This window comes from Polyangium jinanense (assembly GCF_028435265.1).
Taxonomy (GTDB): domain Bacteria; phylum Myxococcota_A; class Polyangia; order Polyangiales; family Polyangiaceae; genus Polyangium; species Polyangium jinanense.
The window spans coordinates 79262-85898 of the sequence record NZ_JAGTJK010000049.1 but is presented as its reverse complement, the minus strand read 5'-3'; the positions used below and the strand labels follow the sequence as shown (position 1 = coordinate 85898).

Below are 6637 nucleotides of genomic sequence, written 5' to 3'. Positions count from 1 at the left end.
GGCCATCGTCGCCCACATCGAGGCCCACAACACCGCCGGCAAGGCCTTCGTGTGGACCAAGTCGGCAGATGAGATCCTCGAACGGGTAGCGGTTGCTTGTGAACGTATTTCTAACTCAGGACACTAGCCATGCCGATTCCGTACGACGACGAAGCTGTGCCGGGGCTCATTTGGACACTTACCTCGTCCGGTGCGCAGACTGTGGACCTCATACTCAAGGCCGTATCGGCTGAGCTTGCCCGAGAATCGAACGTTGGTAAGAAGTAAGTGACGCGGAGGCCTCGGCCTGACGGTGGTCGGTTGCGGGAAGGGGCCATCCCAGAGGGGACAGCGACCACTTATCCCTATAAGCCCGGCTACGCCCTGCCACCACCTGTCCCGCGAAGGCCGGCTTCCGGCAAGTTCGGCAGCACCTTGAACACCCCCGGGTGATCCGGATCGTCCACGCGCGCCGTACGGGTCTCCAGCAGGAGATGCAGGTAGCCCTCGGCTCCGCCGGGCGGGGTGACCTCGAACCCGAGCGGCGTCCAGCGGTCGATGTCGCGCTGGGAGGCATACGGGAGGATGGCGACGGTGCAGCCTGGCGCCAGCGTGTCGCAGAGGCGGCGCACGAGGGCGAGGTCGATGTTGCGGCCCTCGTACGCGGGGTCGATGACGAGCTCGCTGATGTAGAGGGCGTCGTTGCCGCCGCCCTCTAGCAGCCCGTGGACCTATCCCGAAAGACGATCGACAGGGACTGGAGACGATGGTAGGTTTGTCCACGTCATGTCGATGGGTCGCAGACGGGAGAAGCAGGCGCCGCTCTGGGTGGCGGCGCCTTCGCTGCCGCGGTCACCGGGGCACAGGTTCTACGAGAAGCTGAACGAGCTTCTGCGCGAGAATGGGTTTGACCGGGCCATGGAGGCGGCGTGCGCGAAGTATTTCGAGGCCGACGGGACGGCGGGCAGACCGTCAATCCCGCCGGGGCTTTACTTCCGGATGCTGCTGGTCGGTTTTTTCGAGGGGATCGAGTCCGAGCGCGGGCTCGAATGGCGATGCTCGGACTCGCTGTCCCTGCGGGAGTTCCTCGGACTGTTGCCCGGCGAAACGGTGCCCGATCATTCGACGCTGTCCAAGATGCGCAAGCGCCTCGGTCATGAGGTCTTCGAGGCGATGTTCGCGTTCGTGCTCGGGGTTGTCAATCGCTCCGGGCTTCTCCAGGGCAAAGTCATGGGCGTGGACTCGACGTATCTCCGCGCGGACGCCTCGATGAAGGCGATCGTGCGGCGCGAGACGGGCGAGGTGTACGCGGACTACATCAAGCGGCTGGCGAAGGAGGAAGGCATCGAGAATCCGACCGTGGAGGATGCTCGGCGGCTCGACCGCAAGCGCAAGGGAAAGAAGACGTCGAATACCGACTGGAAGAGCCCCACGGACGAAGATGCCCGCATCACGAAGCTCAAGGATGGCCGCACGCGATTGGCCTACAAGACCGAACATGTCGTCGACATGAGCTCCGGCGTCGTGGTTGCCGCAGAGGTCTATTCAGCGGACCAGGCTGACCCGGCGACGATGGCGCCAAGCCTGGAGCAGGCGCGCACGAATGTCGAGCAGGCGAAGAGCGGCAAGGACCGCGATTCGGACGACGAGCCGCCCCCGGAGGACGGCAGTTGCGACGCGCAGCCCGAGCGCACCGTGATCGAGGTCGTGGCGGACAAGGGGTATCACAAGGCCGAGCTGCTCCTATCGTTGAAGGAGTCCGGCTACCGCACCTATGTCCCGGAGAGGAGCCAGCCCGTCCGCAAGTGGGTGGACAAGGGCTGGGAAATGCAGCAAGCGTTTTACGGCAACCGAAACCGCGTGCGTCGTCCGAAGGGACGCGCTCTTCAACGCAAGCGTGGAGAGCTCATCGAGCGAACATTCGCCCATGCATGCGAGACGGGCGGAATGAGAAGAGTGCGAGTCCGGGGTCGGGAGAATGTGCGAAAACGCTACCTCGCCCATGTCGCCGCGCTCAATTTGGGGCTCGTGTTACGTCAAATGCTCGGCGCAGGGACCCCGCGGGCCCTGGCCGCGGCCCGGAAGGGCGGTGCCCTTGCAGTTTTGGTGATATGGGCAGCCATGGTGGCTCTGGTGCGGGGCTTGTCGAGGCAATTGGCACGGTTTTCCCGGGCCGCGTGGCACGGGATGCGCCCCGGTCAGGTGCGGGATGTTGGGTTCGCGATTGCGGTCGCGTAGATCCACGGGCTGCTAGGTATTCGTCATTGGGCAGTCTCGTTCTCGAAGAAGATGTCGTGGAGCGCCTCGGGATCTGCGTTGTCGGCGTCGAGCACGTGGAGGAGGGGTACGTTGAGGTCGAGGGCGCTGCTGATGTGGATGCGGGCGACGCGCGCGTGGCCGATGCGGGCGGGGTTGGGGGCGGCGGCGTCGGGGAAGATGTCGATGGAGAATCAGGTGACGAGGCCGGAGGAGGCGTTGGGCTCGCTGAGGGGGATGTCGGCGGAGACGTGCATGCGCATGGGGCCCTCCCGTGGATCAATGTGGGGAGGCTTGCACAGGTTTGTCGGCGGGGTCAAGTGGTGCGGTGAGAGGGACTCGAACGAGTGTGTGGAGTAGCGTCGGAGGTGGGAGGTTGTTGCTTACGGCGAGAGCCCAAGTTGGCAGACTAGACGCTGTAAGAGTTGTGTGATAGGTGACTCAGACTGGCGCGCCATGATTCCGAAGCAATCCCAGATTGAACTTCCGCTGCTGCAAGTCCTCGCAAGGTTTCCGGGAGGGGAGGCCAAGCCCAGCGACGTCTACCCACTGCTGGAGAAGCGATTCCCAAACTTGACCAAGGAAGACCTTGTCGAGCAGCTGGAGTCAGGGAGTTCTAAGTGGACAAATCGAGTTCAATGGGTCCGGCAGAGCCTGATCACCAAGGGCGAGATGTCGAGTCCGCGTCGTGGAGTATGGGCCATCACGGATCAGGGGCGCGCAAGGCTGGCTGCCAACAATTCTGGCGCAGGCACCGAGCCGGCAAATCCGTTGAATCTTATGGCTCTTCAGGATGAGTATCTCACTCAATTCAAGGACAATCTCCTAGAAAGGCTGATCGCACTTACACCGGAGCAGTTTGAGCATTTTGCAAAGAAGTTATTGGAGGCATACGGTTTCCTCGACATGAAAGTCACCACCGTGTCCCATGATGGCGGAATTGACGGGCATGGCTTGTTAAAGGTTGGTCTTGCCACTATGAACGTCGCGTTCCAATGCAAGCGATGGCAGACCAGTGTGCCCCGCCCAGAGGTCGACAAATTCCGTGGCGCCATTCAGGGGGAGTTCGAGCAGGGACTGTTCTTCACCACGTCCGAATTTACCGAAGGTGCCAAGGGGGCATCTGTAAAGCGCGGTGCTGTGCCCATCATTCTGCTGGATGGCGAGAGCATCGTGGGATTAATGATCGAAAAGCAGTTCGGCGTACGCCGCAAACCCCTGGAGCTCTACTTCGACGAAGTTGACCGCTTGTTCGTGGATCGAGACTGAGGATTACGAGGATGTCCGCGCGAGACGACTTCAGCGAGGCTACAAAGCGGATCCTCGCGGGCCGAGTTGGAAACATCTGCTCAAATCCAGACTGCAGGGCACTGACCACCGCGCCACACACAGATCCTGGTCGTATGGTTAACGTTGGGGTTGCCGCACATATTGCGGCGGCAGCGCAGGGCGGCCCTCGCTTTGATGACACGCAGACGCCGGAGCAGCGCGCATCGCCCGAGAACGGAATCTGGTTGTGTCAGACCTGTGCGAAGATAATCGATAGCGACACCGCGGCGTACTCAGTGGAGTTGCTGCGTCAGTGGAAGAACTGGGCCGAAGAGGCGGCGTCGTCCAGAGTCGGTAAGACTGAACATGGCCGACAGAACGTGCGACCTATTTCGCGCTTCTACGGCATACCCATCGATAGCCTTGGGGATGGTCTAATAGGTCGCGATAAGGATCTCGATTCATTGCACGCCCAGATCCAGGCGTCCGTCAGTCTCAGCGGAGGACGAGTCTTTGTTCATGGTGGGGGGGGTATCGGCAAGACCCGCCTTGCGGTTGAGTACGGCTTGCGTTATGCGGACTACTACTCAGGCGGCGTATTCTATTCGATGGTGTTGGAGCGGGGGCCGATTCACGTGTTGGCCGAGTCTGGCCGTAGAGTGTTCCCCGACGAGCCCTTGGAACAAGATGAGGTGGCTGCGGCAGCTTTTTTTCGCTGGCTTGGGACGGAAAAGATAGGTCCACGGCTGATTATTCTGGATGATATTTGGGGAGAGGTAGAGGAGGTAGTCGAGCGGTATGCAAAGCCGACAGATCGGCGTGGAAGAATACTCTGGCCTCTGACGCCAGACTTGAACGTGCGTGTACTAATTACCACGCGTCTTCGCCATCTGCCGTTTGCGCTGCCCTTCGAGGTCTGCGCGCTGGACGCCGACGCCGCGATAGCACTTCTCCTCTGTCGAAGCGGCCGCTCGTGGCTCGACACTGACGAGCAGGCGGCCGCTCGAGCATTGGCGGTACGGGACTTGGGAGGACATCCTCTCGCACTGTCTATCGCGGGAGCATATCTGCGTCGCGTGGGGCGGAGTGTGTCAATCTCAATGTACAGGCTAAGGCTCGACGAGCGGGGCTTGACGGAGGCGCTTGAGGACGCAGCCAAGCACGCAGGTGCGTCGATATTCGATCACGACTACTCGATTGCAAGGACGTACGCGTTGAGTATGCAACTACTCTCGCGTGGTGAGGAGCCCGTAGACGAACGCGCACGCATGCTGTTCCCGCTGCTTGCGTGCCTGGCGCCCGGGACTCCAATCGATAGTCTGCTCACCAGACGTGTCGCTCAGGCGCACGGGGACGAGGGAGATGTTGAGGCACTTGCACTTGCAGTGGCAAGACTTGTGGAGTTGTCACTACTCGATCCGGCACGTGGGTCGTTGGATGGAGATGTGGTTATACATCCAATTGTGGCAGATTATGTTCGCTGGTTTGTGGGTGGGGAGCGCTTCCGAACAGGGTTGACGGTGGTCGTTCGAGCGGTGAACCAATTGTTTCCGCCGTCTCCTGAACATTTCTGGCAAATTCTTACTGCGCGTGCCGATTCGAAAACGGAGTTGTTGTCCCCGGCGCGTGAGGCGCACGCCAGGGCAGTGTTTTCGCGAGCCGAACTGCTGGCCACTCAAGGTGAGCGAAGCGCGCTTGGTATTGCGCTGGGCGACTTGTGTTTCGTACGGTGCGAAGTGGACGAGGCCCGCAATTATTATAGGTGCGCGCTTGAGAGCCGCGAGCAATCTGTCGCTGCGCAGGTAGACGAAGATGCGCAGGTAGACGAAGATGCGCAAGTGGAAATGTTGTCGGTCGCACATGGTCGGCTGGGGAATCTGCACCTATTTGCTGGCCAGGTCAGGGATGCGTTACAAGCATATCAGCGTGCTTTGTCCCTAATCGAGGAGCAGCTTGTATCCGACCCCGCGAATGGTCGCTGGCTTGGTCGGATGGTGGTTCATCTCATGTTAGTCGGCGACGCGTCTCGTGCTTGTGGTGATACTTCAGCCGCTATGGATGCATACGGCCGAAGTTTCGATGTCGCGCGCACTTTGCTAGATGCGCTTGAGTACAACCATCTTGAGTGGCGGGGCCTCACGTGTATCGGCAGCCGACTGGCGTCTGCTTACCACGAGAGCGGGCGCTTGTTGGATGCTTTACGAAGCCAGCAGGCCACTCTGGAAATTACTCAGATGCTATGCGAGCAGTCTCCGGGTAACGAGCTGCTGCAAGAAGACCTCGGAAGGGATTTTCAGAAGATCGGTACCATTCAGCATGAATTGGGTAACAACTCTGTAGCATTGATGTCGTTCTTGCAGTCGCTTCACATATTCGAACGGTTGCATGCGTTGGACCCGAATAGTCCCATGAGGCAGGCCAACGTTGCGTCATCGTGCTACAACGTGGCGCTATGTCGACTCAAGGAGGAGCCTTCGGTCATGCCTCAAGTGCGCCCGATGCTGGAACGTGCGCAGCGTTTTCTTCGCACATTGGCATCGACCAACCGGCTCGATCGTGAGCGCTTGCAGCTGCTTGAGCAGGTGGACGATATGCTCTCATAGCTCGACGCTGGACGAGCACATTCGGTGCCCACCACCTTTTCGCGCTGTGCTACACTTCACCCCTCGCAGTTCGGCTGGGATGACCGGGAAAGGACCCGATCATGCCAATCCGGAAAGTCAACCGCCGCGGGGAAACCCGGCTGTTCATTGACATCCGCTACAAGACGAAAGACGGACAGCGGGCAAGGTACCGCAAGGATGCCCAGGTCCAGACCCTCCCCGGCGCTCGTGCCGAGGAGAAACGCGTCCTCCTGAACCTCGCACGCTTCGGCACCCCGTATGCGCCCGAGGACGACGTTCCCGCGCCGCCGGCAGCTTCCCCCGCCGGCTCCCCTCCCACCCCATCCACCACCCCCGCCGTCCCCACGAAGACCTTCTCCGAAATCGTCAGCGAATACCGCTCCACCGTCATGCTGACCGACCTCAAGGTCACCACCCGACGAGGCTACGCGCTCGTCCTCGACCGCCACCTCCTCCCGACCTTCGGCGATCTCCCCATCGCCCAGGTCGACGGAGCCGCGGCCGCCGAG

Annotated in this window: 5 protein-coding genes; 4 read left to right on the top strand and 1 reads right to left on the bottom strand. The window is 60.8% G+C overall.

Translation table 11 applies throughout. The annotated features are described in order from the left end of the window. Positions 1-356: 356 nt before the first annotated feature. Entirely contained in the window at positions 357-611 is a 255-nt protein-coding gene (locus tag KEG38_RS44380; RefSeq protein WP_272426813.1) for a hypothetical protein, read from the bottom strand. A 154-nt stretch (positions 612-765) separates the two neighbouring features. On the opposite strand from KEG38_RS44380, the gene KEG38_RS44375 reads away from it, so the two are divergent. From KEG38_RS44375 to KEG38_RS44360, 4 genes are all read left to right on the top strand, one after another. Then, a complete protein-coding gene (locus tag KEG38_RS44375) occupies positions 766-2217 on the top strand; it encodes a transposase (protein ID WP_272426812.1) in 1452 nt (483 codons plus the stop codon). A gap of 26 nt (positions 2218-2243) precedes the next feature. Further along, the gene (locus KEG38_RS44370) at positions 2244-2567 is read left to right on the top strand and encodes a hypothetical protein (RefSeq protein WP_272426811.1); all 324 of its coding nucleotides are present in this window, start codon (positions 2244-2246) and stop codon (positions 2565-2567) included. Between the two features lie 124 nt (positions 2568-2691). Further along, positions 2692-3504 carry a restriction endonuclease gene (locus KEG38_RS44365; RefSeq protein ID WP_272426810.1) on the top strand — a complete coding sequence of 271 codons (813 nt, stop codon included), beginning with the start codon at positions 2692-2694 and terminating at the stop codon, positions 3502-3504. Positions 3505-3515: 11 nt separating this feature from the next. Continuing rightward, positions 3516-6107 carry a hypothetical protein gene (locus KEG38_RS44360; protein ID WP_272426809.1) on the top strand — a complete coding sequence of 864 codons (2592 nt, stop codon included), beginning with the start codon at positions 3516-3518 and terminating at the stop codon, positions 6105-6107. The last annotated feature ends 530 nt before the right edge of the window (positions 6108-6637 follow it).

Coding starts and splice junctions, on each gene's coding strand:
- KEG38_RS44375 (WP_272426812.1), top strand. CDS start 766: ATGTCGATGGGTCGCAGACGGGAGAAGCAGGCGCCGCTCTGGGTGGCG.
- KEG38_RS44365 (WP_272426810.1), top strand. CDS start 2,692: ATGATTCCGAAGCAATCCCAGATTGAACTTCCGCTGCTGCAAGTCCTC.
- KEG38_RS44360 (WP_272426809.1), top strand. CDS start 3,516: ATGTCCGCGCGAGACGACTTCAGCGAGGCTACAAAGCGGATCCTCGCG.